Origin of the sequence: Reichenbachiella sp. 5M10 (genome assembly GCF_002742335.1) — a bacterium.
In the GTDB taxonomy this organism is placed as follows: domain Bacteria; phylum Bacteroidota; class Bacteroidia; order Cytophagales; family Cyclobacteriaceae; genus Reichenbachiella.
Window position 1 is genome coordinate 562,501 of sequence record NZ_MDGR01000007.1, and the last position, 25,875, is coordinate 588,375.

At 44.7% G+C, this 25,875-nt stretch carries 17 protein-coding genes and 2 rRNA genes (1 of these 19 only partly in view); 9 read left to right on the top strand and 10 right to left on the bottom strand.

Features of this window, described 5'->3' with window-relative positions; translation table 11 throughout:
• The 4 genes from BFP72_RS02270 to BFP72_RS02285 all read left to right on the top strand — a co-directional run.
• Positions 1-1,368 (top strand): 23S ribosomal RNA (locus BFP72_RS02270) (it extends 1,512 nt beyond the left edge of the window).
• A gap of 138 nt (positions 1,369-1,506) precedes the next feature.
• Positions 1,507-1,618, top strand: a 5S ribosomal RNA gene (gene rrf / locus BFP72_RS02275).
• A 248-nt stretch (positions 1,619-1,866) separates the two neighbouring features.
• On the top strand, positions 1,867-2,451 hold the full coding sequence (locus BFP72_RS02280) for a hypothetical protein (RefSeq protein WP_099597561.1): 585 nt from the start codon (positions 1,867-1,869) through the stop codon (positions 2,449-2,451).
• 35 nt (positions 2,452-2,486) lie between these two features.
• A complete protein-coding gene (locus tag BFP72_RS02285) occupies positions 2,487-3,731 on the top strand; it encodes a DEAD/DEAH box helicase (RefSeq protein WP_099597562.1) in 1,245 nt (414 codons plus the stop codon).
• A gap of 3 nt (positions 3,732-3,734) precedes the next feature.
• Here the strand turns inward: BFP72_RS02285 and BFP72_RS02290 are convergent, their stop codons facing one another.
• Both BFP72_RS02290 and BFP72_RS02295 read right to left on the bottom strand, forming a co-directional pair.
• Positions 3,735-7,133 carry a two-component regulator propeller domain-containing protein gene (locus BFP72_RS02290; RefSeq protein WP_099597563.1) on the bottom strand — a complete coding sequence of 1,133 codons (3,399 nt, stop codon included), beginning with the start codon at positions 7,131-7,133 and terminating at the stop codon, positions 3,735-3,737.
• A gap of 133 nt (positions 7,134-7,266) precedes the next feature.
• Positions 7,267-9,531 (bottom strand): TonB-dependent receptor, encoded by a 2,265-nt coding sequence (locus BFP72_RS02295; protein WP_099597564.1) that lies wholly within the window; start codon positions 9,529-9,531, stop codon positions 7,267-7,269.
• Between the two features lie 271 nt (positions 9,532-9,802).
• Between BFP72_RS02295 and BFP72_RS02300 the strand changes: the two genes are divergently transcribed.
• A complete protein-coding gene (locus BFP72_RS02300; RefSeq protein WP_158233246.1) occupies positions 9,803-10,624 on the top strand; it encodes a phosphate ABC transporter substrate-binding protein in 822 nt (273 codons plus the stop codon).
• 58 nt (positions 10,625-10,682) lie between these two features.
• On the opposite strand, the gene BFP72_RS02305 is transcribed toward BFP72_RS02300, so the two are convergent.
• The 5 genes from BFP72_RS02305 to BFP72_RS02325 form a co-directional block, all read right to left on the bottom strand.
• Positions 10,683-13,046: a TonB-dependent siderophore receptor gene (locus BFP72_RS02305; protein WP_099597566.1), complete on the bottom strand. Its 2,364-nt coding sequence runs from the start codon at positions 13,044-13,046 to the stop codon at positions 10,683-10,685.
• 204 nt (positions 13,047-13,250) lie between these two features.
• Positions 13,251-13,748, bottom strand: a complete 498-nt coding sequence (locus BFP72_RS02310) for a YfiR family protein (protein ID WP_158233247.1) — start codon at positions 13,746-13,748, stop codon at positions 13,251-13,253.
• Between the two features lie 28 nt (positions 13,749-13,776).
• Positions 13,777-15,936 carry a methyl-accepting chemotaxis protein gene (locus BFP72_RS02315; RefSeq protein WP_099597568.1) on the bottom strand — a complete coding sequence of 720 codons (2,160 nt, stop codon included), beginning with the start codon at positions 15,934-15,936 and terminating at the stop codon, positions 13,777-13,779.
• Positions 15,937-16,420: 484 nt separating this feature from the next.
• The gene (locus BFP72_RS02320; protein ID WP_099597569.1) at positions 16,421-17,593 is read right to left on the bottom strand and encodes a nitrate/nitrite transporter; all 1,173 of its coding nucleotides are present in this window, start codon (positions 17,591-17,593) and stop codon (positions 16,421-16,423) included.
• Positions 17,594-17,650: 57 nt separating this feature from the next.
• Positions 17,651-18,883 (bottom strand): 3-phosphoshikimate 1-carboxyvinyltransferase, encoded by a 1,233-nt coding sequence (locus BFP72_RS02325; protein WP_099597570.1) that lies wholly within the window; start codon positions 18,881-18,883, stop codon positions 17,651-17,653.
• A 207-nt stretch (positions 18,884-19,090) separates the two neighbouring features.
• Here BFP72_RS02325 and BFP72_RS19080 point away from each other — a divergent pair, with 207 nt between their 5' ends.
• Positions 19,091-19,255, top strand: a complete 165-nt coding sequence (locus BFP72_RS19080; protein WP_158233248.1) for a hypothetical protein — start codon at positions 19,091-19,093, stop codon at positions 19,253-19,255.
• Between the two features lie 10 nt (positions 19,256-19,265).
• Here the strand turns inward: BFP72_RS19080 and aroB are convergent, their stop codons facing one another.
• Positions 19,266-20,312: a 3-dehydroquinate synthase gene (gene aroB / locus BFP72_RS02330; protein WP_099597571.1), complete on the bottom strand. Its 1,047-nt coding sequence runs from the start codon at positions 20,310-20,312 to the stop codon at positions 19,266-19,268.
• A gap of 115 nt (positions 20,313-20,427) precedes the next feature.
• Between aroB and BFP72_RS02335 the strand changes: the two genes are divergently transcribed.
• Positions 20,428-21,669: a metallophosphoesterase gene (locus BFP72_RS02335; protein WP_099597572.1), complete on the top strand. Its 1,242-nt coding sequence runs from the start codon at positions 20,428-20,430 to the stop codon at positions 21,667-21,669.
• Here BFP72_RS02335 and BFP72_RS02340 read toward each other — a convergent pair whose 3' ends face one another.
• Positions 21,670-23,355, bottom strand: coding sequence for an amidohydrolase (locus tag BFP72_RS02340; RefSeq protein WP_099597573.1), 1,686 nt, complete (start codon positions 23,353-23,355; stop codon positions 21,670-21,672).
• A gap of 98 nt (positions 23,356-23,453) precedes the next feature.
• On the opposite strand from BFP72_RS02340, the gene BFP72_RS02345 reads away from it, so the two are divergent.
• Positions 23,454-23,999, top strand: a complete 546-nt coding sequence (locus BFP72_RS02345; protein ID WP_099597574.1) for a cob(I)yrinic acid a,c-diamide adenosyltransferase — start codon at positions 23,454-23,456, stop codon at positions 23,997-23,999.
• Between the two features lie 173 nt (positions 24,000-24,172).
• Positions 24,173-25,237, top strand: coding sequence for a branched-chain amino acid aminotransferase (locus BFP72_RS02350; protein WP_099597575.1), 1,065 nt, complete (start codon positions 24,173-24,175; stop codon positions 25,235-25,237).
• Between the two features lie 51 nt (positions 25,238-25,288).
• Here BFP72_RS02350 and BFP72_RS02355 read toward each other — a convergent pair whose 3' ends face one another.
• Positions 25,289-25,738 carry a hypothetical protein gene (locus tag BFP72_RS02355; protein ID WP_099597576.1) on the bottom strand — a complete coding sequence of 150 codons (450 nt, stop codon included), beginning with the start codon at positions 25,736-25,738 and terminating at the stop codon, positions 25,289-25,291.
• Between the last annotated feature and the right edge of the window lie 137 nt (positions 25,739-25,875).

The window sequence follows — 25,875 nt, forward strand, 5'->3', positions numbered from 1 at the left end:
ACAGTAGGAAAATCCGCTGACTATGATGAACCTGATAGTACAACAATCCTTCGGGAGCGTTGATAATGCGCCTAATCAGACTTCCAAGAAAAACCTCTAAACTTATGAATATGGTACCCGTACCGCAAACCGACACAGGTAGTCAAGGAGAGAATCCTGAGGTGCTCGAGTGATTCATGGCTAAGGAACTAGGCAAAATCGCCCTGTAACTTCGGGAGAAGGGGCGCCCGCAGCAATGCGGGCCGCAGTGAAAAGGCCCAGGCGACTGTTTAACAAAAACACATGGCTTTGCGAAATCGAAAGATGATGTATAAGGCCTGACACCTGCCCGGTGCCGGAAGGTTAAGGGGGGGCGTTATCCTTCGGGAGAAGCGCTGAACTGAAGCCCCGGTAAACGGCGGCCGTAACTATAACGGTCCTAAGGTAGCGAAATTCCTTGTCGGGTAAGTTCCGACCTGCACGAATGGTGCAACGATCTGGGCACTGTCTCAGCCATGAGCTCGGTGAAATTGTAGTCGCGGTGAAGATGCCGCGTACCCGCAACGGGACGGAAAGACCCCATGAACCTTTACTATAGCTTCACATTGGTATTGGGTAAATGATGTGTAGGATAGCTGGGAGGCTTTGAAGCTGTGTCGCTAGGCATGGTGGAGCCGTTGTTGAAATACCAGCCTTTATTTATCTGATGCCTAACCCGCATGTCGGGGACATTGTGTGGTGGGTAGTTTGACTGGGGTGGTCGCCTCCAAAAGAGTAACGGAGGCTTTCAAAGGTACCCTCAGCACGCTTGGTAACCGTGCGTAGAGCGCAATAGCATAAGGGTGCTTGACTGTGAGGCCAACAAGCCGATCAGGTACGAAAGTAGGATATAGTGATCCGGTAGTTCCGCATGGAAGGGCTATCGCTCAAAGGATAAAAGGTACTCTGGGGATAACAGGCTGATCTCCCCCAAGAGCTCATATCGACGGGGAGGTTTGGCACCTCGATGTCGGCTCGTCACATCCTGGGGCTGGAGAAGGTCCCAAGGGTTGGGCTGTTCGCCCATTAAAGTGGCACGCGAGCTGGGTTCAGAACGTCGTGAGACAGTTCGGTCCCTATCTGTTGTGGGCGTAAGAAATTTGAGAGGCTCTGACTTTAGTACGAGAGGACCGAGTTGGACGAACCTCTAGTGTACCGGTTGTGGTGCCAACTGCACCGCCGGGTAGCTACGTTCGGTGAGGATAAGCGCTGAAAGCATCTAAGTGCGAAACCCTCCTCAAGATGAGATTTCTTTTAAAGGTCGTAATAGACGATTACGTTGATAGGCTGCAGGTGTAAAGGCAGTAATGTCAAAGCTGAGCAGTACTAATTACCTGTAAGCTTTTTTATAACGGTGCGAGTTTTCATCTCTTTCATAACAATCATGTCAATTTTGGTGGATGTATTAATTTATATCTACTAAGATTAGAACTTTTAAGATATTATAAAGTTGACAGTAGGTCAGCTAGCAAATCGCAACAAAGACATTATGGTGACTATTGCGAGGGTGTCCACCTCTTCCCATTCCGAACAGAGAAGTTAAGCCCCTCAGCGCCGATGGTACTTCGGTAAAACGCGGGAGAGTAGGTCGTTGCCAGTTTTTATCAAAACCTTGATTGCATATGTGATCAAGGTTTTTTTATGTCCATACTTTTTTCCCTAGGGTTTGGGAGGTACATCAGTTTTCGAGATCAGTAGGTATTGAAGGAGTAACCCGCTTCCCTCAACTTAATCGCTGCTTCCATTACTTATCACGACTTTGGGGGGAGAATTTTATTCATTATAATTATTAAAGGTATAATTAAGTTAATTTTGCACCTTACTTAATACCAAAAAATCCTGTAAGATATGATTCGTAAAATTGCTTTATTAAACCTCCTATTCTTATTGACTCTTACTTCGTCTTATGCTCAACAAACCATTGATGAACAGTTTGATGATTTTTATGAGAATAGTACGTCCTCTTGGCAAGAGTATAATTTGATTAAGCGCCCTTTATTGAAGGAGTTTTGGACGGTAGTGAGTGATACGGTACGACTAAAGAATGTGGAGATTGTGACTCTTAAATCGAATATCGTCACACGTGATGCTGAAATTGTAGGGTTGAAGAAGCAATTGGCAGATATAGAGGTTGAACTGTCTGAAAGTACTGCATTGAATGATACGATTGGTTTTGTAGGAGTTCAAATGAATAAAGCCACATATAATATCATGGTGTGGTTGATTATTCTAGGCTTAGTAGTAGCCATTGCGGTTTTGTATTTCATGTATATGAGGAGCAATAAGGTTACCGTTGATTCAAGGGTTTCGTTGGAGAGTATTGAAGATGAGTTTAGGTTGTATAAGGAAGAGGCTCGTGAGAAGCAAGTCAAACTTAAACGAGAGCTTCAGACAGCTTTGAACACTATTCATGAAAATAGATTGAACCACTAAATGGTTTGCAAAGGGGGGAGCTGAATAGCAAGTAGATGAAGTTTGAAGACTATAGAATATCTGAAGATATAAAAGCGAATTTGGCTAAGATGGAATTGAAAAGGCCAACCGATATTCAGTTTAAGTCAATTCCAGCTATCCTCAATAAGGAAGACGTTTTGGCGATCGCGCAAACAGGGACGGGTAAGACTGCCGCTTTTGCAATTCCAATTGTTGAGTTGCTAAGTAGGTCCAGACATGCAGACAGAGAGGCAGGAATACGATGTATTGTGTTGGTGCCTACTCGTGAATTGGCTATTCAAATTTCTCAATCTTTTGAGCGAATAGCGAAAGGTACGGGTGTGAAAGTATTTGCTCTTTATGGTGGTGTGGATCAAGACCCACAAATAGAGCGGTTGTCCAAGCAGGTCGATGTATTGGTAACTACCCCTGGTCGAATGTTTGATTTGGCTAGTCAAGGCCATATTTATTTTGATAGAGTTGAGGTGCTGGTCTTGGATGAGGCTGACCATATGTTGGCATTAGGTTTTATCAAGGATATTAGAGACTTAATTAAGTACTTGCCAAAGCGTCGACAAACTTTGTTTTTTTCAGCGACTATTGATGAGGAAATTAAGAAACTAGCGTATTCGTTGGTGCACAAGCCTATTCGTATCCAAATCTCACCAAAAGACCCTGTTTCCAAGAATGTGAGTCATGCTGTAGCGCATGTGGAAATGGATGATAAGCGTTTTTTCTTAGAGAGGTTGGTGACAGAAAATCCTGGAATTAAGATTTTGGTTTTTGTCCGGACAAAAGTACGTGCTGAACGTGTCAAGGCTGCTATGGAGCGTGTACACATTGATACTGTGACAATTCATAGTGATAAGGGCCAAGCTGATCGAAATGCAGCTATGTCAATGTTTCGATCAGGAAAATGTCATATATTGATTGCTACAGATATATCGGCTCGGGGGATTGATATTCCGGATGTAGATATGGTGGTCAACTATGATCTTCCTGATGATCCAGAATTCTACGTGCATAGAGTGGGGAGAACGGGACGTGGTAAGAGTAAGGGGCAGGCGGTATCATTTTGTAGTATGGAGGAGCGCCCGACTTTGAGGCAGATAGAGGAGTATGTCACCAAGCCCATTAAAGTATTGGAGATCAAAAGAGATGATTACGAAGATACAATTGACTTGAGTGAAAGCAAGTCTCACGACTGGAAGACCCTAATGAGTAAGGCGGATGAGGTAGATAAAATCATTGCTAAAAAGAAACGAAAAAAGAAGAAATGACGCTCAATTGATTCTTTTTGGTATTCTCAGTTCGAATTCTGTGCCTTCCCCAAGTACACTGTGTACCAATATCTTCCCAGTCAATTTGTCAATGAGTGCTTTGACAATTGATAAACCAAGGCCACTAGAGCTTTCTCCTGCAGTAGGTTTTGCGGAGAGTTTTTGAAACATTTCAAACATTTTCTCTTGATCCGCTTCACTGATACCAGGTCCCTCGTCAGTTATTGAAATTTTAAAGTAATCTGATTTTTCTACTAAACTGAGGTGTATGGTTGCTCCTTTTTCTGAAAATTTCATCGCGTTCGTAAAGAGGTTGTCTAGTATTCTTCGAAGTACTTCTTGGTCTGTGCGTATGATGGCAGTGGCCGTTTGTGTTTTGAGCGAGAGTTTTTGTTGTTTATCTTTTAGATCACTCTGGAAATTTTCCAACCATGAAGTGATGTATTCATTGATATTGAATTCACGAGGGTGAAGTTGTATGTCAAACTGTTGTATACCGTTGACATAGAGTAAATCACTAATCAGAAGATCTCCTTGATTGAGGAGCCTTGTGATTAGCTGAACGTATCGGGTTTGTTCGTCATTGAGCTGACCTGATTTGGTGACCAGGTTTATCAACCCTTTGATATTGTTGAGTGGAGAACGCAAATCGTGAGCAACTACTCCTACCATACCGTCTTTTTGTCTATGCAGATCTTCCAATAGAGCGTTCTTAGAAAGAATCTCTTGGTTGTAGCGGGTCAAAATATTGGCTTGCAATTCAAGCTCTTCCTTTTGCTTGACTACCTCGGCGGTTCTAGCTTTTACTTCTTCTTCTAGGGATTTTTTTTGGTTGTATATGAGCTTCATACGTAGCTGGTAGGAGAAGTATATGAAGATCAGAACACTGGTCACTGTAGCAATTCGAAACCACCAGGTGAGCCACCAAGGAGGGGCAATGATGACTCGCAAGTGACTGGCATTGTTCATCCATACTCCTTCTGTGTTGGTTGCTTTGAGACTCAACAAGTATTCTCCTGCAGGAATATTGGTGTAGGAGACAAATCGTCTGTCGGCCCCTGTTTTGACCCATTCGGATTCAAAATTGTACAGGCGATGTGCGTATTGTATTTGATCTGCGTCGATGTAGTTGAGTGCTGAAAATTCAATACTAAACACGGATTGTGTATGGTCCAATCGGATGGTAGGAATATCATCTCTACTCTCGACCTTCAATGTGGAAAGTGGTATGGGTTTGTTGAAGATGAGAAAGTTAGTAATCGTCACGGCGGAAGACTGGTTGTTTTCTTGGATACTGTCTGGGTGAAATATGTTGTAGCCATTGACACCTCCGAAGAGCATGCGTCCATCTTCTAATTTGAGACAGGATTCTAGGTTGAATTGGTTACTTTGTAGTCCAGTTTTGAAATTTCGAAACTCTTTGGTTGTTGGATTAAATTTGCTCAACCCTTCATTGGTACTGATCCAGAGATTTCCGTGATCATCCTCAAGTATACTGGAGATGTTTTCATTGGCAAGACCATCTTGGGTGTGGTAGGAGGTAAAGGTGTCCGTATCGCGGTGTGTCAAATTCAGTCCTCCGCCTTGAGTACCAATCCATAAGCGGTTTTGACTGTCTTGGAAGATTGTTTGAATTTTGTGATTGGAGATAGTGGTGGAGTCATTGGGGTTGTTGGTATACGTTTTGAAATGTTTGGTTTTGAGATCGTATCGGTTGAGTCCGTTGCTGGTACCAATCCAGACAAGACTGTCTCCCTCTAAGAGAATAGACCAAACGTTCTCATTACTCAATGTAGTAGAGTCTTCAAATCCCCAACCAAAATTGGAGAATTGATTGGTTGTGCGGTTGTAGTGATTGAGTCCTCCACCTATTGTTCCAATCCAGAGATTGGACTGTTCGTCTTCCTTGATTGTCCAGATGTTGCCATTGTTGAGCATGCCATCGGTTGCTAAGTTCGACGGATAATGTGTGATGTTTTGGGTTCGCGTATTCAATTGGTTGAGTCCCGTGTTGTAAGTGCCTATCCATAGAAAACCTTGATTGTCTAGATGAATATCCATGACAGAGTTTCCGCTGAGGCTGTTGGGGTTTTTCTCCGCTGCGCTATACTGAGTGTATTCGCCCGTTTGTTTGTTGTAAAAGTCTAGTCCAGCATGGTCCAACCCAATCCATAAGTTTCCATTGGGATCTTCGGCAAAGGAGGTGACGTTGCTTCCATGCATTCCTTTAGGGTTGATTGGGTTGTAAGCTACATGGCCAAAGGAGGCGTAGCTTGGGTGGAAGTAGCTGATTCCTCCACTGTAAGTGCCTATCCAGATTGTACCGTCTTTGTCTTCGTAGATGGTCCATGCCTCATCACTACTGATCGACCATGCATCGAAATCATCCTGTAGGTGTTGGGTGAAATTGTCATTGTTTTTGTTGTAGATGTTGAGTCCATTTTGTGTACTTATCCATAAGTTGTTTTTGGAGTCAAATAGTATGGCACGAATCTGACCTTCACTTATACTGGTTGAATCAGTTGAGTCATGGAGATAGTTGTGAACCAGTTTGGTGTTTAAGTCAAGACGGCTTAAACCCGTTTCGGTTCCTAGCCATAGTTGATTTTTGTTGTCCTCGGCAATAGACCATACGCTTGTGTTGGCGCTGAGGCTGTCAGCTAGGTGTATTCTGTCAAAGGTTTTGGTCTGTGGTCGAAATTGATTGAGGTATTCACCTACGGTGGCGACCCAAATGTCTTTGTTGTGGTCCTCATAGATGTCCATGACCCAATTTTGAGACAAGCTGCTGGGGTTGGAAGGTTCGTTGAGGTAGCGTGTAACTTTGACATTTGGGAAATTTTCGGTGTTTTCTAGCAAATTCAGCCCTCCACCGAATGTGCCAACCCATATGTTACCTTCCGTGTCTTCTAGCAGGGACCAAATGGAATTGTTGCTGATGCTATTTGCATTGTTTGGGTCATGAAATAGGGTTGTGAATTTGCCTGTCTCTTTGTTGAATCGTGTCAATCCATATGTAGTGCCCATCCATAGGTACCCGTGTCGGTCTTCGATGATTTTGGTCACGAAGTTGGAGGGAATACTGGTGTTGTCATTTAGGTCATTGGTGTAAACTGTAAACTTGTATCCGTCATACTTGTTGAGTCCATCAAAAGTACCGATCCAAATGTAACCGTCTCGGTCTTGGATGATTGTGTTGACATTGGATTGAGACAAGCCGTCTTTCACCGACAGGTGCTTGAAGCCTAAGGTCGGCTGACCTTGTACAGCAAAGCCAATATGCACCAAGAGTACAAACAGACTGAGGAGTATATTTTTGCAAATAGGTTGATTTAACATCATCTCATAGTAATAATCACATCCTGTGTCTCTCAATGCTGGACGACAGGCGGTGTATTTCATAACAAGATAATACAGGCAATGCTACAATGGTGGGCAATGATTGGTGCATCATCCACATACGGGTTTTGTAAAGTTAACATACTTTTTGGATATAATTATTCAAATCTTTTGTGGTATGATTATGCGATGATGATTAAATGGGGGACAATGTGTAGCGCACACCGAAAAAAACTCTAACTCCTTGGTTTGGCGCATATACGTAAGAGGGGTCAAAGGTCAAGGCGTAGGGATTGCTGGCAGTAGCTATCACGTCTCCGTTGGTGTCAAATGAGACTTGCTCATCGAAAGGATCGTGTGCACGTGCAATGCTGTTGGCAGGAGGGGTGAAATTGAGTAGATTTTTGATCCCTCCATATATCTCTAGGCCATTGAGGTATTTTTTGGTGACTTGTATGTTTTGAATGCTGAACCATGGGGAGTATTCGTCACGAGGATCTAGTTCTCCGAGGAGAGGTAGACGCATGGGACCGTAGAGATTGCCTGTGTAGTCCAATGAAATCAAAGATGCACCGAAAGTGTAGCCTAGGCTCCAGACACCAGAGAAGCGTTCGGTAAGTAACTGTCTACGGGATTGGCCATTTTCGGTGAGAGTCACATCCATCCATGTCATCCCTACAAGTGCCGTGAGGCCATGAGACCACGAGAGGTCAAGATTGATGGAGAGTCCTTTGGATGTAGCTGTGCCGTCTAGGTTTCCATAGATGATTTGATTGGGGTTGGTTTCATAGTCGGGTACGATACGGTTGTTGAAAAAAGTATAGAAGGCTGATGCATCTATTCCAATGAAAGCATTGGATGAAGTGATGATGTTTTTGACAAAGTTGATGTTGCTGTTCCAGGACCGCTCAGGGTTGAGTTCTCCATCGAATACTACGTCACGGGCGCCTGTTAGCGCGGCATGGTCTTCGGTAAATACGTTGGCCACTCGGTAGCCATTGCCGATACTCCAGCGAAGAATAGTCTTCTTGTTGGGCGAATTCCATTTGTAATTGAAACGAGGAGTAAGGATGTTTCCATGTAGTGAATTGTGGTCGTAGCGCAAACCAAACAGGAATTTGTTTTGGGTGTTGAGTTGTATTTCATCTTGGACGAAAGCTCCTGGTAAATGAGTCACAGAACCCGTTGCAGTGGCCGTGGTGTTGTCGTTGTAGTAGGTATAGCGATAAGCCAAACCGAGGAGTAGGTGGTGTTTAGTGCTCCAGTCTTTGCGCCAAGTCAGTTGTTGGAAAAGTATGCTTTGCTGCGCAGCAAAGGAAAGGTCGCCGTAGTAGGAGTCTTGCTGGTGGCCATTGGCGCTAAACTGGTAATCGACCTTTTCTGAGGTAGGTAATTGATAGGTACCAAATATTTCCCAACGTCGAGTATAGATGCTTTCGCCGTAGACTTCTTGGCCTCCTCTGTTTTTGGTCGTCCATTGCATTTCTCCACCCCACCTGTCCTCGTAGACATAGCGTCCAGCGAGGTTGAACTGTCGATTACCTGGTCGCTGCATTGTCCATTTGTTGAACACCGATAGCCTGTTTTGCAAGGTGAGGTCGGTGAAGTTGTCCCCATTCTTGTCGATGGGATTTTGGTAGTTGAAGTAGTGAATGCCTACGATCGATTGCAATTTGCGCGTAGCACGAAACTTCAGGCCTATATCTGAACTGACCTCACCCCAGCTAGTGACAAATGCGTCGGCAGAAAGCATAGGAGCACGTTCGGGTGTTTTGGTGATGAGGTTGATCAGGCCACCAACGGCTTCCGAGCCATAGAGGGTTGAGGCGGGGCCTTTGACAATTTCTACTCGCTCGATGAGAGATTGGGGGATGCCGGTAAGACCATAGACTGACGATAGGCCACTTACGATGGGCATGCCGTCAATGAGAACCATTGTATAGGGGCCTTCTAATCCATTGATATGGATGTCGCCAGTGTTGCAGACATTGCAATTGATTTGTGGGCGTACGCCGTTGATGTTGGACATGGATTCGAAAACCGATGGGGCTGGGTTGGCTTTGAAAAACTTAGGGGAATAGACGTCCACAGGTACAGTACTTTCCATTTTACTGATTTCTTGCATAGTGCCTGACACGACTACCTCATCTAAGGAGGTCGTGGACTCAATGAGATCCACAGTGACGAAATGTTCAGGAGCGTCGAGCGTAACCCATACTGACCTGCTGCCATAGCCTACTCGCGATGCAATAATTTTGTAACTGCCATAGGGGATTTGCTGAAGTATCAATGTACCTGTTTCATCGGTCGCCCCCCCTTTTCCTGTGGATTGTATGCCTACGGAGGTATATTCCAAGGGCTCCTTATTACTCATGACTTGTATGGTTAGCGTACTTAGGTTTTGAGCTACGGCTGTATGTAGGATACAAATCAAAAGAAAAGAGACTGTAATTGAGCGCATTGTGTTGTTTTTTAGCTTTGCAAATGTATATGTTTAGATAAGACTAAAAAATATATTCAACCAATTAATGAATCAAATTTAGCTTAATGTTATTTTGTATTAAGTGTCCCCCTGTTTAGAGGCGTAAAGATTTCTTTTCATTTTGATAATACAACCTTGGATCAATTGTCTGATGGTATTCATTCTTTTGCGCCTTGTTTAAAAAGGCAGTTAACTATTATACTATTCAACCAAGCAGATGAGAATAATTAAGCTATTACCCGTCGTTTGTATGATTCTTCAATTCTCGTGTAGAAGTACAGAGAAAGAGAGACAAGTCATATATATCAAAGGGAGTGAATCGATGCACGAGACATTCAATGCATTGAAGGAGGATTTTGAAAAGACGCAAAACACATGGAGCATCGAGATTCAAGGAGGGGGAAGCCGTACTGGATTGATGGCCATCAAGGACAATCAAGTTGACATAGGCATGTCGTCATATGGGTTCAATTTGGATTCTATCCTAGGAGAGAATCATGGTGTAGAGGAACGTGTGGTGGCTTATGATGGCATAGTACTCATCAACAACGACGAAAACCCAATTGGTCAGCTGACCAATGATCAAATTGGAAAAATTTACAGAGGAGAGATTGTAGATTGGAGCGAAGTAGGGGGAGACCCAGGCAAGATCATGCCGATCATTCGGAACCAAAATTCGGGTACACAAAAATACTTCTCTGAGTTTTTTGGGCTAGACTCTCTCTCCAAGGATGCTGTGGTCGCAGCGGAAAACAACGAGATAGTAACGAAGGTGTATGAGGACAAGCGAGGGATTGGGTTTATTGGTTTTGCCTACGTCACACTCAATGTGAAGGAATTGCAGTTGCCCTCTGTCAAAAAGACAGATACATTTTTTATTTCACCTTCTTTCAAAACCATTCGCATGGGAGAGTACCCATTGCGTAGAGGGCTGAGAATCTATTATAGGGAGCAGCAGGATCAGAAAGTAGAGGCATTTTTGGGGTATTTGGCCTCCGAAAGAGCCCACAATATCATAGAACGCAATGGCTTGATCTCGAATAGAGCAAACGAGAAGGTCAGTACGTTATAAATAGATAAGGGCCGGAGCAATACTGCTCCGGCCCTATCCAAACCACCTAACCTAATCTTTACTTCAGTCTATAATTGATGCCACCACCATACATGGCACCTATGCGACTGAGTGTTGTTGCATTTCTTATGTTGTCTGTATCTGCGACATTGCCAGAATTGGTGATGTCATTGCCGAATATATAGAGAGACAATTTTTCATTCATTAGTTTTTTCTCCAACCTTAGGTTGATGATGGTACGTCCACTGTTTTTTGCGACCAAAGTGGCAGGTGTAGCAGGAGGATCTGTTGGCAATTGACCTTCAATCAATGTCGGGTATCGCTCTGTATCATAGTAGTAGTAGGACTCTGTCCAAAAACTAGACGTTTGAATCAAGCTAGCCGTAGCATTGAAGCCTTGACCGAAGGAGTAGTCTGCCTTGAATCTAAACACATGCTTGGGCATGAATGGAGTAGAAGGAGTAGGGTCTTCGGTGATGCCGCTGATATCAAAGTCGTCGTTCTTTTGGTAGTCCCAAGTTGTTTCTGACCAGGCGTGTGATGCTTCGATGACAAGTCCCTGCATTGGAAAAAACTTGATGACGGTCTCTGTACCGATACTTTCACCACTGACGTAGTTGCCATAGAGGTAGTAGTCGGTGATGCGGTCATCTGTGATGGACTTTTGATCGGTCAAGATTGCTCCCCCAGGATTGGCAGATACTCCATCGGTGATGTAAGTTTTGAAGAATGTTGCATTCAATTGGACTTTGTCTCCCAAATGGCTCTTGATACCGAGTTCCCATGTTTGGAATTTAGTTGGAGACGTTTCTGAGCCATTTTTGGCAGCTTGGTTTTGTAAACCTTGATTACGTGTTTCAGCTTGGATAGCTGCTTGACCTGCGTCAGAAGCTACAAATGCACTTGCGGTAGCATCTGCTGTCGCGGCATCTGCTCCTGCATCGATGGCCTGCTGATATGCAAAGTTGTATACTCCTTGAGTGATCTGTTGTGTGGCTACTGTAGGAGTCTGTACCAAGAACAAATTGACATTGGTACTGTTGAACCCTGGGGTGGTGTACGACTGGGTAAACCCTCCCCACAGCGTGATGTTTTTGTTGGCTATGAAAGATACTTTGGCCATAGGAGAGAGATAGTACTTGTCGTTGACGAGCGTATAATTTTCCGCTTTGATCCCTACCACGAAATTCAACTTTTCATCCAAAAGCTTAATTTTGTCTTGGACGAATGCTCCTTTGATGGACTCGTTGGCTTGTGGGTTTACGTAATTGATATAATCCGTCGATTTGATGTCGTGTATATCAAAGTCTACGATACGATAGTTTATCCCGATACTGAGGTCGTTGTATTGTCCCAACGATACATTGTCTTGGATCTCAAAATCATAGATGGCGTTGGAGATATTCATGCCACCACCGCCGCGGTAAAAATCATTCTCGATGTTGGTAGAGACTCTCGCGAACAAACTGTGCGTGTCACTGAAGCTATGGTCGAATCGTACGTTGGCTACTGTACGGTTAGCATTGACTTCCGTAAATTGCAGTGCATCATCTCTTGTGATCAAAAAGCTTTGGTCAAATACACTTGTGTACACATTTTGTTGGTAGCCGTTGTGGTGTAGTCTGGCTGATATTTTTGATTTTTCTGTGATGTCGAAGTTCAATTTGGCTCCAAAGCTGTAGTAGCTACTTTCTTCGTAGTTTTCATCAAAGGCGGTAGTGACACCTGTACTGTTGCCATCCTCGTCTTTTCCAGCCATGGATTCCCAACCCGAAAAGTACCTGTATTTGGCATATCCAGAGATGGCCAGCTTCTCGGTGATTTGTCCACCTGCACGTGCGGATACTGCTGCGTATCCTGGCGCTGCACCTTCGGCCCGTACATTGATCCCATCGTATTTTTCAGGATTCTTGGTGAAGATATTGACGACACCTGTGGCTGAGTTGGCTCCATAGATGGTTCCACCAGACCCCTTGATAACCTCTATTCGGTCGATTTCATCCAATGGAATATCGAAATTTTGGAACGACATCACAGAGCCCATTAGGTCTTGTATGGGTGTGCCATCAAGTAGGTAGAGTACCGTCCCTGGATCAGCATTTTCTGTTGGTGAGTTTCTGATTGATGAGTAGGCGTTGGAGTAAGAGGTCTGCACACCCCAATATCCCGGTACGTTTCTTAACGCTTCGTGTAGAGTAGTCGCTCCTGACTTCATGATGTCATCGGCAGTCAATACATAGATGGATGATGCAACATCTTGCAACCTTTCGGCTTTTTTGGAAACCGAAGTGACTTCCATGTTCATCAGATCTTCGAGGGACATATCAAGTATGTCGTCCGAGTCTGTATCCTGCGCATAGGTTTGTCCGAGAGCAACGAGACCTAATGTCAAGGTGAGTAATAATGTTTTGGTCTTTTTCATTGTAGATCGTTTTGGTTTTATCTGAATTTACTGCTAGCTGGTTGTGCTTAGAAGTCTTCACCTACGAGCAAATCGTTTCCTTGTAGTTCTACTATTACAAGAGGGGGTGAATATCAGTGCACAGGGGATTAAATAGGATATAACTATCCTGGGTTCAACAATTTGTGTTGAACAAAAAGGTCTTTTAAGTATGTTTTGTGTGAGTTAGTTGATGGATTCTCCTAGAGCCAGTAGTTTGGAACTAGGTATCATTTTTTTAGCCTCGATGTTTTGCTTGTCAATTTTGAACCTGAGCTTGCCGTCTTCGAGGAAGAAGCCAATGTCAGCGCCTCTCCCAACTTTGGAGCTGTTGTCCGAGACGAGAAGGATACTTTTCTTGTCTATGAATGAAGTATAGAGACTGAGGTTTTTTTCTTCCGAACTAGGGACATAGAGCATGTGGCATTTGGCAGCATCAGATGCTGATTTGATGGAGATGACTGTCATGCCTCCTTTGCTCGCCGCAAAGCTTGCTAATTTTTCTTGTACGTCCGTGTTGCCTACGATACCGACAGTCAGCGTACTAGGGGCAGAGGGCCATTGTACATATTCGGCGAATTTGTAAATAAACAGTGCTTTGAACTTACTTTCTTGAGCTTGGCTTTGAAAGCTAAAGCAAACGGTTGAGAGTAAGAGTCCTAGTATGATGAGTGATTTTTTCATTGTAAAATGCATCTTTTGAAGTTGAATATTAACCCTTGTTTCTTAAAATAAATTGACCCGCAAACTCTTTGAGGGAAGCCGCTACCTTAGTCAGCTGCTCGGATTTCTCGTTGTAGTTGCTCATGCCGGAGGAGAGCTCAGTCGCCGAACTCGCGACTTCTTCCGTGCCTGCGGCCGTTTGCTCTGCGATGACCACCACTGATTCGGTGATAGTCACTACCTTGGTGATGTCTTGGCTTTGCAGTTTGGTGGCGTTGACGATATCTTCGGATAGTGCGAGCGATTCGTTGGTCGATTGAGCGATCTCTTGGAAGGCTTCTGAAGCTTCTGTCGAAGCAGACGATCCTGTCGTTACACTTTTGTTCATCGTCTCCATGACCTTGGATGCTTGCTGTGTATCTTGCTGTACATCATTGACCAGTTTTTCGATTTCTTGTGCCGATTTTCTCGAGTCTTCAGCTAGTTTTCTGATTTCCTCTGCAACGACGGCAAATCCACGACCTGCGTCTCCTGCTTGGGCTGCCTCGATGGCTGCATTCAGTGCGAGAAGGTTGGTTTGTGAGGCAATGTCTGTGATCACTCCAAGTACCCTGGTGATCTCTGCGGACCGTTGTGTGAGTACGTTGATCGACGAGTAGGTCTCTTTGGCATAGATTGCGATTTCGTTCATCGCGCTACCTATGTTTTCGATCACTGCTCTACCACGTTCGCTCTTGGTGACACTTGCCTTTGCAGCTTCATTGATACGTTCGGCCTTGGTCCCCATCTCGGTAGAGGAGTTGAGTATGCTTTCGACGAGGTTGGAGGATTCGTCTACTTTGACTACTTGATTTTGTGCTCCTGAGCTCATTTGGGCGATAGCCGAAGCAATTTCATCGGTGTTGGAGCTCATCTCCTCACTTGCATTGAGCATCTCTATGGATGACTCCTCTACGATGTTGGCGTTTGTGACGATGTTGGTGATCAGTGTATTGAGGTTGTCAGAGGCTTGGTTCAAGCTGTCGACGAGCATCTTGATGTCTCCATGCGACTCACCAGTGTATACATGCGTCAAATTTCCGTTTGCAGTAGCCGCCATGATTTTGTTTACTTCCAAAATAGGCGTAGAGATGGACTGTAGGAGTTCGTTGACAGCACGGCCAAGTTCATGCCATGCACCGTCTTTGTCGTTGATGTTGATGCGGGAGCCTAGTTTCCCTTCTTGACCTGCCAAGCGTACTACTTCGTTGGTTTCATCTATGACATTGGTCAAATTGTCACGCATAGATAGGAGGGCATTGCCGAGGACATCGTCTTTGCTTAGTGCAGAGAAATCTGCATTTAGGTTTCCACGACCAATTTGACTTGCAAAACTAGAAGAAGATTTGAAGCCCTCGATGACGGAGTTGATTCCGACACTCATGACCCCAATCTCATCTCTATTGGTGATTTTGATTTTTTCAGGAATTTTACCCAATTGGATTTGGCTGACTTTTTCTTGAAGCATCTTGATGGGTAGGGTGATGTTTCTTGAGAGCCAGTTGGAGATCAAGAAGGCAAAGATTGCGGCGATGACACCCAATACAATAATGGTCAAACGCAAATCTCCAAAAGAGGATTGCATGCTCTCTTTTAGCAGATCCGATTGTTCGTTTTTGATTTGTATGGTTGCGTCGAGTCGATCGATGAGTGCGTCACTCTGAGGGATAATGTTGCTCTCGATGAGGTCTTCACAAATAAAAACCGTCATAGGATCCTCATAGTCCATTGCTCCAGAGAGGCTTTCCATGACCGTCTGTTGATCTGCAAGGATGATTTCAAAAGAATCAATGATCGACACAATCTCTTTCTTCTCGTCCTCCTGCTCTAGTTGGTCGACCATTGATAATATCTTCTTCTTCTCCAGAGGATAAACCGTTTGGTGAATCTCTGTGAGTTTTTCTTTGTCTTTTTCGTACGTACTGATATACACCCAGTTGGTACTGTACGTTTTGGAGTCTTTGATGAGTGTATTGAAATCATCGAGGATGGCTAGAGTTGGGTTCACATCCTGAGAGATCGTAGTGAGTACATCAATACTCGTGCTCAGCGTCATGGAGGTATAGATGACGTTGAAAATGATAACCAATATCAGCACCAAAAAACTGGTCCGTATCTTTTTGCCGATAGTGATGTTTAGGTTAGTAAATAAAGCCTTTAACTTTTTCATGGAAGAGTGGGTGTTTGGATATTCGTTATTGTATGGTTCAGCTGCTGTCGTCGTTTAGGTTAGTAAACAGTCTCTTACCTCTATGATTGGTTCACGTTTGAATCAAATCACAAGGCAAAAATGCAGCAGATGACGGTGTAAAACAATTGGTCAATTCTCATAAATTTTTTCTCGGTGTTTTCCCTTAGAAAGTCTTCAATAGAAAATGAAGACTTCAAAAGCCTATGGGGAAATCTATTTCTACTAAATATGTCTTAAATGCTTCTTTTTACCAAATGATATATTTGTTCTTTATCTAGTTTCGAAATATTCTTTTCGGGAACGCGATTTAAATGTAGGTTGATTTGACTGATACAATAGGTTGTGTTGAGTGGTTGGTAGGGCATCACTAGGAAAATTTCCTAGAGGTGTGTCATGTAATCCCAAAATTTCACTACTAGTAGTGAGGCGCAAGTTACGGGTTTGGGTTGAAAAAAACATCAAATTATCTTCGGCTAGGTGATTTTGATCGTAGATGAATGGCTAGACCTAGTACGGGACCAATGGCCAAGATAGGTAATGTCAGTACATGATTGAGATGGCTCATGACTTGGATACTGACGATGGTAAGACTAAACCCGATGCAGTTGACGATAGTCAAAGCACTCCCCTTGAGATGCGTGGGTGCATTTTGAGCGACTAGTGTCGAAAACATAGGTGAATCAGCTATCACCAGCATGCCCCAGATCAGCAAGTAGGAGTAGAAGAGGCCAAAGGAATCCACGTCAAATAGCAGTGGGGAGAGTAAGCAGCAGAGGGCAGATCCGAATAGGCTGACGTAAGCGATAGTTTCGCTTGGAATACGATTAGAAAGTTTGCCTGCTACAAAACAGGCCACTGCACCAACAGCGATGATGCCAAAAGATAACAAGGGCAGGTTCATGGGAAGTGTCGTCTCTGAATGAAGGTTTTGGTACCAATGGAGCATTGCTGGCACGAGTGCCCAAAAAGTATAGAGTTCCCACATGTGTCCAAAATAGCCAATGGCTGCCGTTCTGAATTGTTTGTCTCGAAAAATTTCAAAGGTCTTGGATAGGATGATTTTCTGAACCCCAGTCCTGTAAGGTCCATCAGGTACAGCCAGACCTATCCATAGACCACCGAATAGACAAAGCCCAGATGTAGTCCCAATGACTGCTTGCCAAGGCAAGGCAAGCCATGCGCCACGTAGCAAATGGGGTAGGGCGGTTCCGATGACGAGTGCACCTACCAAAAAACCCAAAGATTGACCTAAACCAGTTTTGAAATAGTCCGCTGCGATTTTCATTCCTACGGGGTAGATGCCTGCTAGGAAGAAGCCTACTCCAAAACGAAGGAGAGTAAATCCTCCTAAAGTCGGAGGCAATACAATCAAGGAAATGTTGCAAAGAGCGGCCAGTACTGCACTGATGAAGAAAACGCGGGAAGGGGAGTATTTGTCTGTAAGGTTGAGGAGGGCATAAGAAAGCGTCCCCATAATGAAGCCAAACTGTACACCAGAGGTAAGCTGACTGAGTGCCTGATCGGAGAAGCCGAAGCAGGACACCCATTGGTCGATGACGGCATTGCCAGCAAACCAGATCGAAGTACAAAGAAACTGGGCGACAACTATGGTGCCCAGTGTTTGGTTTTGTGTCAAGAGAGATCCTTTTGTTCTGTAACTCTCCACTGAGCCAAATGGTTCGGTGTTGTTGGCTTATTCTGTGATTTTAACTCCAGCCATCTTCAAGTGATCCCAGTATTCTGGGTAGGACTTTACGACGACATTGGGTTCATGGATGATCACATCGTATTGCATACATACAGGAGCCAGAGCCATGGCCATGCGGTGGTCATCATAGGTGTCGAAGGAGAGCGGTTGGCTCACCGTGTAATCTTGGGGTGCAGGTGTGAGTATCCAAGTACCCGGTTTGGATTCTTCGAGTTTTGCTCCCAGCTTGGCTAGTTCTGTAGCCATGGCTGCTGTACGATCCGTTTCTTTGATGCGTAGACTTTCTAGACCAGTCATTTCTAGACTCACGCCTTTGATGGCCGCACATACGAATACCGTTTGGGCCAAATCTGGGCAGGATTTGAAGTCGATGACCAAGTGTTTTTTTTGTGCACATTTGGAGAGTACGACTGCATTGTCTTTGAATTCAGACTTGACTCCCATCCCTTCCATGATTTGGGCGATGGCACTGTCTCCTTGGTTGGATTTTTGGCGCAAGCCGAGTAGTGTCACTTCGGCTTCTTCGGCTAGAGCAACTAGACTATACCAGTAGCTCGCGCCAGACCAATCTGACTCGATGGTGTAGCTGTTGGCTTGGTAGTTTTGTGACGCGACGTGTATCGTTTGTCCCTCAAAAGTCCCCGTCACACCAAAATGCTGCATGAGGTTGAGAGTCATTTCGATGTAGGGACGACTGTAAATCTCCCCTTCCAGATGGATGGTGAGTCCTTGTGGTAGGGAGGGAGCGATCATCAGCAAGGCCGAAATGTATTGGCTGCTGATATTTCCTGGGATTGTCAATGTGTCCGTTTTTTGTGTGCCAAAGGGCTGGAAATCCAAGGGAGGGTAGCCTTCTTCTCCAAGATAGGAGATGTTTGCACCGAGTTCGTTGAGGGCTTCTGCCAATATCTTGATCGGACGCATACACATGCGTGGTGTTCCTGTGATTTGGCGTGGGGTCGCCCCTGTCGCTAGGTAGGCTGTCATAAAACGCATGACAGTACCAGCATCTAGTACATCGAGTTGTTTGGAATCGGAGGCCAAGAGAGAGGTCATGGTGACGGTATCTCTCGCAGTAGAGAGGTTGTCCAATTGGGCTTGATCTCCTCCGAGTTTTCTGATGAGCAGGGCACGGTTGCTTTCACTTTTGGATGAAGTCAACGGTACAGTCAGAGACAATTTGGATTGATGCTTTGCGAGATTTATCGAGTCACTCATTATTTTCTAGTCTTGTAATTATTCGGCAATAATAATTCGAAAATCAGAGAGCAGCTAGATACCAACGAGGATTTTAGATTCTTGAAAAAAAATGCAAAGAAATTGGATGAAATGGACCACCAGCACTTGGGCAAAATCGTATTATACCTATTGTCGATTTACATTGGCAATGTAATTGCTACGGAAGAGACTTAATAACTATACAAAATGAAAAAAGAGAGACAAAAGAAGAGCATTGTACCCAAACTTATTGCGGGGTTGACGGCTACTGCAGTGGGGTTTGCGACGTACACCTTGTTTCGAGGAGGTAGACCCCTCAAACACATCGAGCAATACGGATCCAAGAAGAAGCAAGAACGCATGTTTTTGTAAGTGCTTCGGATTATCCGATTTTTTCGTTGAGATAAAACATGCTATCAATCATGTCCGGTATCCCTATCGGAATGTTGATAGCACATGTCCCTATTTCTTTCAATAGACTGAACTGTACCACTCCGCCTTCATTTTTTTTGTCTTGGAGGGTCAAGCCCAAAATCACCTCAAACAGCTGTGGATCGATCTTGACAGGGTTGTATACATGTATGAGGTAATTGGTGATTTCTTCTAGGGCCTGAGAGGAGAGTCCAGTAAACTTGTGAGAGAGGAAGGCTTCACAGATCATGCCGAGGGCAATGGCTTCTCCATGCAACAACCTTTGGCCTGGGATCTCCAAAAAATAGGATTCGATGGCATGTCCGATGGTGTGTCCATAATTTAGTATTTTTCTCAAACCAGATTCGAACGGATCATCTGTGACGACCTTTTTTTTGATGGCGATCGAGTGTGCCACGATATCTGTCCAGTCTTGATCATATGGATTGATTGTTTTGACTTGCTCCCAATAGGCTGCATCGTAGATTAGGCCGTGTTTGATCACTTCTCCAAATCCCGAGCGAATTTCTTCTTGAGGCAGAGTCTGGTAGAATCCCGTGTATATCAGGACGTTTTGTGGTTCGTTGAAAATGCCGATGTGGTTTTTGAATCCATGAAAATCAATACCAAGTTTGCCGCCGACACTTGCGTCTACTTGAGAGAGGAGAGTGGTCGGGATATTGAGAAACTCAAATCCACGCTTGTAGGTACTTGCCACAAAACCACCCATGTCTCCGATTACCCCACCTCCTAGGTTTATCATTAGCCCCTTGCGGTCAAAACCAGCTTCTGTCAATGCCATCCAAATGTCCTCACATGTCGATAGGTTCTTGTTCTCTTCACCGCTGCGGATAGTGATGAGGTAGTGATCTGGGAGGCAGTCGATCAACTTGGGCAGACAGTGCTCTTCTGTGTTTTCGTCAACTAGGATCGCGATTTTGCTGTATTGCTTGTTGGCCAAAAAAGTAGAGAGACTCTTCTGAATGTCAGTAGTTACTTCGGTGTTGTGGTTTTTCATGTCTATCGTTTGAGGTCGCAAAGGTAACACCGATTCCGAATTGACAAATGACTGGAAGGAAAATGAGTGGCTAACTATTCCAACTTGTTGGCCATAGGGACGTAAACTGACCCTTATGAATAGAATCGTATTGCTCTTTTTGTTTTTCATGGCCTTCGTGTCATTGGACTATTATGTGTTTCAAGCTGTTCGTGTTTTGATTCAAGGACAACAGACTTGGTGGAGGTTGACAGTGATCGTTTTGTACTGGTCCTTCACATTGCTTTCTATTTTGGGTTTGTTGGTATGGGGGAGACTAGATACGTTTGAATTGGCCATCTATCGCAATTTTATAGCGACGGGTATTGTGATGAATGTCGTAGCAAAGGTGCTTGCGGGTTTGGTGGTGTTTTATGATGACCTCATTCGCTTTGGAAAGTATGTTTATCGGGGATTGGTGAGCAATGGGGCCGTCACCCAGGCCGCCGAGGGTATATCTCGTTCAGAATTTTTGGCCAAATCAGCTGTCATCGCTGGGGCGATTCCTGTAGCGATGATGAGCTATGGTATCCTGTCAGGGGCCTATGACTACCGTGTCAGGAGACGTACCATACGTATGGCCAACCTGCCTCGTGCATTTGATGGGATCAAAATTGCCCAATTGTCAGACATACATAGTGGGAGTTTCTACAACAAGACTGCAGTACAGGGAGGTGTGGATCTTATGATGAAGGAGAAACCAGATTTATTCTTGTTTACCGGTGACCTGGTCAACAATGAGGCCAGGGAGGTGAAAGAGTATATGGATATTTTCTCGAAAGTGAAGGCACCTTTGGGACAGTATTCGGTATTGGGCAATCACGATTATGGTGATTACAAGCAGTGGTCATCGCAGCAAGCGAAGCAAAAGAATCTTGAAGACTTGGTGCAGTCAAACAAAAATATGGGGTGGGATATCCTACGCAACGAACATCGGTATGTGGAAGTCGAAGGAGAGCGGTTGGCATTGTTGGGGGTAGAAAATTGGGGAATGAGAGGTTTTGCGAAATACGGGGATTTGAGTCGTACTCATCAACATGTGGAAGCGGATATTAAGGTTCTACTCTCACACGATCCGAGTCATTGGGATGCTCAGGTACGGCCTCAATTTTCGGACATTGACTTGACCCTGTCTGGACATACTCATGGGTTTCAGTTTGGGGTTGAGATCGGTAATTTTCGATGGAGTCCATCACAATATATGTACAAGCAGTGGGCTGACCTGTACCACGAGGGAGGGCAGTATTTGTATGTCAACCGCGGGTTTGGTTTTTTGGGCTATCCAGGTAGGATAGGTATTCTACCAGAGATCACTATCTTGGAACTCAAGAGGGGGTGATCATTTCTTGTACTTGATTTGGCCATGGACTATCGTGTATTCTATCTGTGTGGATAGTATTTGATCCTCAGCTATGGTCATGATGTCTTGTGACAAGATGGTGAAATCCGCCAGCTTGCCGATTTCAATGCTTCCTTTTTTATCTTCTCTGAATGCTCCGTAGGCGTTGTTGATGGTGAGGGAGCGTAGGGCCTCCTGCCGAGTCATTTTTTGTTCTGGTTCATAGCCATCTGCAGGTGATCCATCAAGGGTTTTTCGGGTGACTGATGCATAGAAATTAGCAATCGGGTTGACAGGCTCTACCGGAGCATCTGTCCCATTGACGAGCGTGGCACCACTGTCGATGAGTTTTCTCCAGACATAGGCTCCTTCTTTGATGCGAGCCTCACCGAGGCGGTCTATGGCCCATGGACGATCGGATGACATGTGTATGGCTTGCACAGACGGAATGACGCCTAATCTTCCAAATCTAGGGATATCGTCCTGGGAGATGTGCTGTGCGTGTTCGATCCTGAACCTTGGGTTAGCTTTGGTCGTGTCGGATTTGAGGATGATTTCGTAGATGTCGAGTGTTTCTCTGTTGGCTTTGTCACCAATGCAGTGTGTGGCTACCTGAAAGCCTTTTTCGAATGCTTCTTGGGTGATGCGTACGATGTAATCTGAGGAGGTTAGCTTTTTACCCATTTCGCCAGGAGCATCGGCATATTCTTCTAGAAGGAGTGCTCCCCTCGACCCGAGGGCACCATCTGCATAGAGTTTTATGCTTCGAATGGTCAAGAAATCATTGTCCACTTTTGGTCCTTGACTAAACCAGTGTTTGATCAAAGTTTCGTTGCTACCGTCCAGCATCGCATAGATTCTGATATGGAGCATTTGGTTGGATAGAAAGGATTCGTAGAGGGAGATGATGGACTGGTCTACCCCTGCATCATGGACTGCAGTGATGCCATTTTTGAGGCACTCTTCTAGTGCTATGTTGAGTGCTTCGATTTTTTCTTCGTCGGTTTTGATAGGCATGATGCTCGTGACTAGGTCAACGGCAGTTTCATTGAGTATGCCTGTGGCTTTGCCTGCTTCGTCTCGTATGATTTGGCCACCTGTAGGGTCTTCTGTCTTGTGGGTGATTTGAGCTAGTTTGAGTGCTTTTTCATTGACCAACGAGAGGTGACCACTGACATGGGAGAGGATGACGGGGTTGTTGGGGGAGATGGCAGAGAGGGAGTCATGTGTAGGAAATCCAGCGATAGGATTGGGTATGGTGTCCCATTTGTCTTGATGCCAGCCACGGCCGATGATCCATTCTCCATTTTTAGCAGAAGCGATACGAGTTTGTACTTTTTCTATGACTTCAGCATAGCTGGTAGTCTGTGACAAGTCCAGTTCAATGAGGTTGTAGCCTATTCCCATGAGGTGGGCGTGTCCATCTACAAATCCAGGGATGAGGACTTTGCCTTCGATATCGATGATTTGGGTACTGTCTCCCACCCAGTTATTGGCGTTGAGGTTGTTGCCGACGTAGACGATCTTGCCGTCTGATACTGCGACGGCTTCTGCTTTGGGCTCCTTGGCACTCAAAGTGTATATCTGAGCATTGAAGATGACCATGTCCGCTTTGGGATGTCGGTCCACACAGGATGCTATCGACCCCACGAATACAAGGATCAATAGTAAATTCGAAATTTTCATTAAGTGCTGCTTTTGATACACTTTGGGAATAAGTAGGGTATAAGTTTACGATATTTGAAAATAAGAAACAATTTTAAACTCTTTTGAATTGAGCAGCGATGAAAGTTTATACGAAAACAGGTGACCAAGGTAAAACGAGTTTGCTAGGAGGGACCAGGATGTTGAAATCGGATCTTCGAATCGAAGCATACGGTACCGTGGATGAGTTGAATAGCTACCTGGGTCTATTGAGGGATCAGGAGGTTAATGTTGGTTTGCGATCCGAGTTGATCGAGGTACAAAATTATTTGTTCGTCATCGGAGCAGATCTCGCTACGGACCCGTCCAAAACGAAGGTCAAAAAGCCACCTGTGACGAATGTCGCCGTGAGAGAGCTTGAGGTGGCGATTGACCGTATGGACGAGGAACTGCCTCCTATGAAGTTCTTTGTGTTGCCAGGAGGACATCCGTCGGTTTCATTTGGTCATGTAGCCCGGACAGTGTGCCGGCGTGCTGAGCGGAGGGTGATCGCTTTGGCCCAAGAGGAGGAGGTATCGGAGGAGGTGGTCATCTATCTCAATCGATTGTCAGATTATCTTTTCGTGCTGTGTCGATGGATGGGACTCAAACTGGAAATAGACGAAGTGCCTTGGGTGCCCAGGTAGGGGAGATATGGTGGCCCCAAATAGTAGGTGAGAGTCGTCAGGTCTCTTAAAAGTGTTGTCCACAAATCAGGATAAAGATGAGATCAACATAGATATAATCCGTGCCAAAGTTTTTAACTTAGCGAATTACTTTCTTGTACAGAAAGAAGGGTTCAGATCAAATAATAATAGAAATGAGTAGCAGTACGATCGATTTTGACGTCAAACAAGTAGCGAAATCCAAAATTGACACCGTTGATTTTGATAGCATTGAATTTGGCAAAGTGTATTCGGATCACATGTTTGTGGCAGAGTACGATGAAGGGGAATGGAAGAATTTTAGAATCGAACCGTATGCGGATTTATCGATTAGTCCGGCCAATGCTACTTTGCACTATGCTCAGTCTGTTTTTGAAGGACTCAAAGCTTACAAAAACGATGAAGGTGAAGTAGTGGTATTTCGACCTGAGGCCAATGCCAAGCGGATGATTGTGAGTGCCGAGAGAATGTGTATTCCTCCGATTCCCGAGGATCTGTTTATGGAGGTGCTGACCGAGTTGATCAAGTTGGATGCACAGTGGATACCTACCAAGCCCAACACGTCGCTGTACATTAGACCAGTGGTATTTGCCAATGATCCTTATGTAGGGATTCGCCCTTCGCACACCTACAAGTTTTTGATGTTTACAGGGCCTGTAGGAGCATACTACTCTGAGCCGGTCAATGTTAAGATCGAAACACATTACACCCGAGCGGTAGCTGGGGGAGTTGGTTTTGCTAAGACTGCAGGAAACTATGCTGCTTCGTTGTACCCTGCTCTGCAAGCACAGAAAGAAGGGTATCACCAGCTGATATGGACGGACGGTCAGACGCATGAGTTTATCGAAGAAGCAGGTACGATGAATCTACTGTTTTTCATAGATGATACGCTGATTACTGCGCCAGCAGGAGATAGCATCTTGGATGGTATCACTAAAGATAGTGTGTTGACACTTGCGAGAGATTGGGGAATGAAAGTAGAGGAGCGTAGGTTAAGTGTCACCGAACTCAAGGAGGCATTTGCAGCGGGCAAGGTGCAAGAAGCGTTTGGAGCGGGCACAGCAGCGACGATCTCCAAGATCAAAATGATCGGGTATGAGGGCATAGAGTACCAGCTGCCATCGGAGACACCGCTAGCGGACAAACTACTAGGAGCACTTGACGATATCAAAATGGGTCGAGTCGAGGATACTCACGACTGGGTTTACAAAATTGTATAATCAAAAAAGCAGCATTGAGCTGCTTTTTTGATGTCTTGATCGTTGGGTTCTTTAAAAAAAGCGACGCTTTTTTGGAGTAGGAGCTTCCTCTGTTTGACCAGATAACCAGTTGGACGCAGGGATCGGTGAGTCAAACTCTTGAAATTTAATTTGTTTGTTTTGTTCTATGAGCAAGTCTATGAGCACATTGGAAGAGACCTGTGCCATGGGGTCATGTGCCATCACTGCACCAATTTTGTCTGTTTTTTGGATGAGTTCTTTGCCGACTTTATTGAGAAAGTTGGTTTTGACCCAGATACGTGCACCAGCGTCGTAGGCTTCTAGTTGTCGACGATCAATGAGCCAATGGATGGATTCTGTCATATAGGCTGCTTTCGCAGCGAGGGTGAGGACTTTGGTGACACTTGCCTCACTCACGACCCCTTTCCAGGTGAATACGAGAATGGATTGCACATCGTCAAATTCCAAGACGGCATCTTCTGCCTCATGTATGGTTTTCATCAGCTTTAATGGGTTAAGTATGAAAATAGGTAGACGGGCGGGCTGTTTTCAAAAGCTACCGCGAAATTAGAGAATAAATAGGTCTAATGAAAATGGGGACTTCCTTTTTAAATGATTTGCAACTAGGTTGTATAATT

What these genes read in the sequence shown, in the direction of transcription:
- BFP72_RS02280 (WP_099597561.1), top strand. Translation starts at nt 1,867, where the DNA reads ATGATTCGTAAAATTGCTTTATTAAACCTCCTATTCTTATTGACTCTT.
- BFP72_RS02285 (WP_099597562.1), top strand. Translation starts at nt 2,487, where the DNA reads ATGAAGTTTGAAGACTATAGAATATCTGAAGATATAAAAGCGAATTTG.
- BFP72_RS02290 (WP_099597563.1), bottom strand. Translation starts at nt 7,133, where the DNA reads ATGAAATACACCGCCTGTCGTCCAGCATTGAGAGACACAGGATGTGAT.
- BFP72_RS02295 (WP_099597564.1), bottom strand. Translation starts at nt 9,531, where the DNA reads ATGCGCTCAATTACAGTCTCTTTTCTTTTGATTTGTATCCTACATACA.
- BFP72_RS02300 (WP_158233246.1), top strand. Translation starts at nt 9,803, where the DNA reads ATGATTCTTCAATTCTCGTGTAGAAGTACAGAGAAAGAGAGACAAGTC.
- BFP72_RS02305 (WP_099597566.1), bottom strand. Translation starts at nt 13,046, where the DNA reads ATGAAAAAGACCAAAACATTATTACTCACCTTGACATTAGGTCTCGTT.
- BFP72_RS02310 (WP_158233247.1), bottom strand. Translation starts at nt 13,748, where the DNA reads ATGAAAAAATCACTCATCATACTAGGACTCTTACTCTCAACCGTTTGC.
- BFP72_RS02315 (WP_099597568.1), bottom strand. Translation starts at nt 15,936, where the DNA reads ATGAAAAAGTTAAAGGCTTTATTTACTAACCTAAACATCACTATCGGC.
- BFP72_RS02325 (WP_099597570.1), bottom strand. Translation starts at nt 18,883, where the DNA reads ATGAGTGACTCGATAAATCTCGCAAAGCATCAATCCAAATTGTCTCTG.
- BFP72_RS19080 (WP_158233248.1), top strand. Translation starts at nt 19,091, where the DNA reads ATGAAAAAAGAGAGACAAAAGAAGAGCATTGTACCCAAACTTATTGCG.
- aroB (WP_099597571.1), bottom strand. Translation starts at nt 20,312, where the DNA reads ATGAAAAACCACAACACCGAAGTAACTACTGACATTCAGAAGAGTCTC.
- BFP72_RS02335 (WP_099597572.1), top strand. Translation starts at nt 20,428, where the DNA reads ATGAATAGAATCGTATTGCTCTTTTTGTTTTTCATGGCCTTCGTGTCA.
- BFP72_RS02340 (WP_099597573.1), bottom strand. Translation starts at nt 23,355, where the DNA reads ATGAAAATTTCGAATTTACTATTGATCCTTGTATTCGTGGGGTCGATA.
- BFP72_RS02345 (WP_099597574.1), top strand. Translation starts at nt 23,454, where the DNA reads ATGAAAGTTTATACGAAAACAGGTGACCAAGGTAAAACGAGTTTGCTA.
- BFP72_RS02350 (WP_099597575.1), top strand. Translation starts at nt 24,173, where the DNA reads ATGAGTAGCAGTACGATCGATTTTGACGTCAAACAAGTAGCGAAATCC.
- BFP72_RS02355 (WP_099597576.1), bottom strand. Translation starts at nt 25,738, where the DNA reads ATGAAAACCATACATGAGGCAGAAGATGCCGTCTTGGAATTTGACGAT.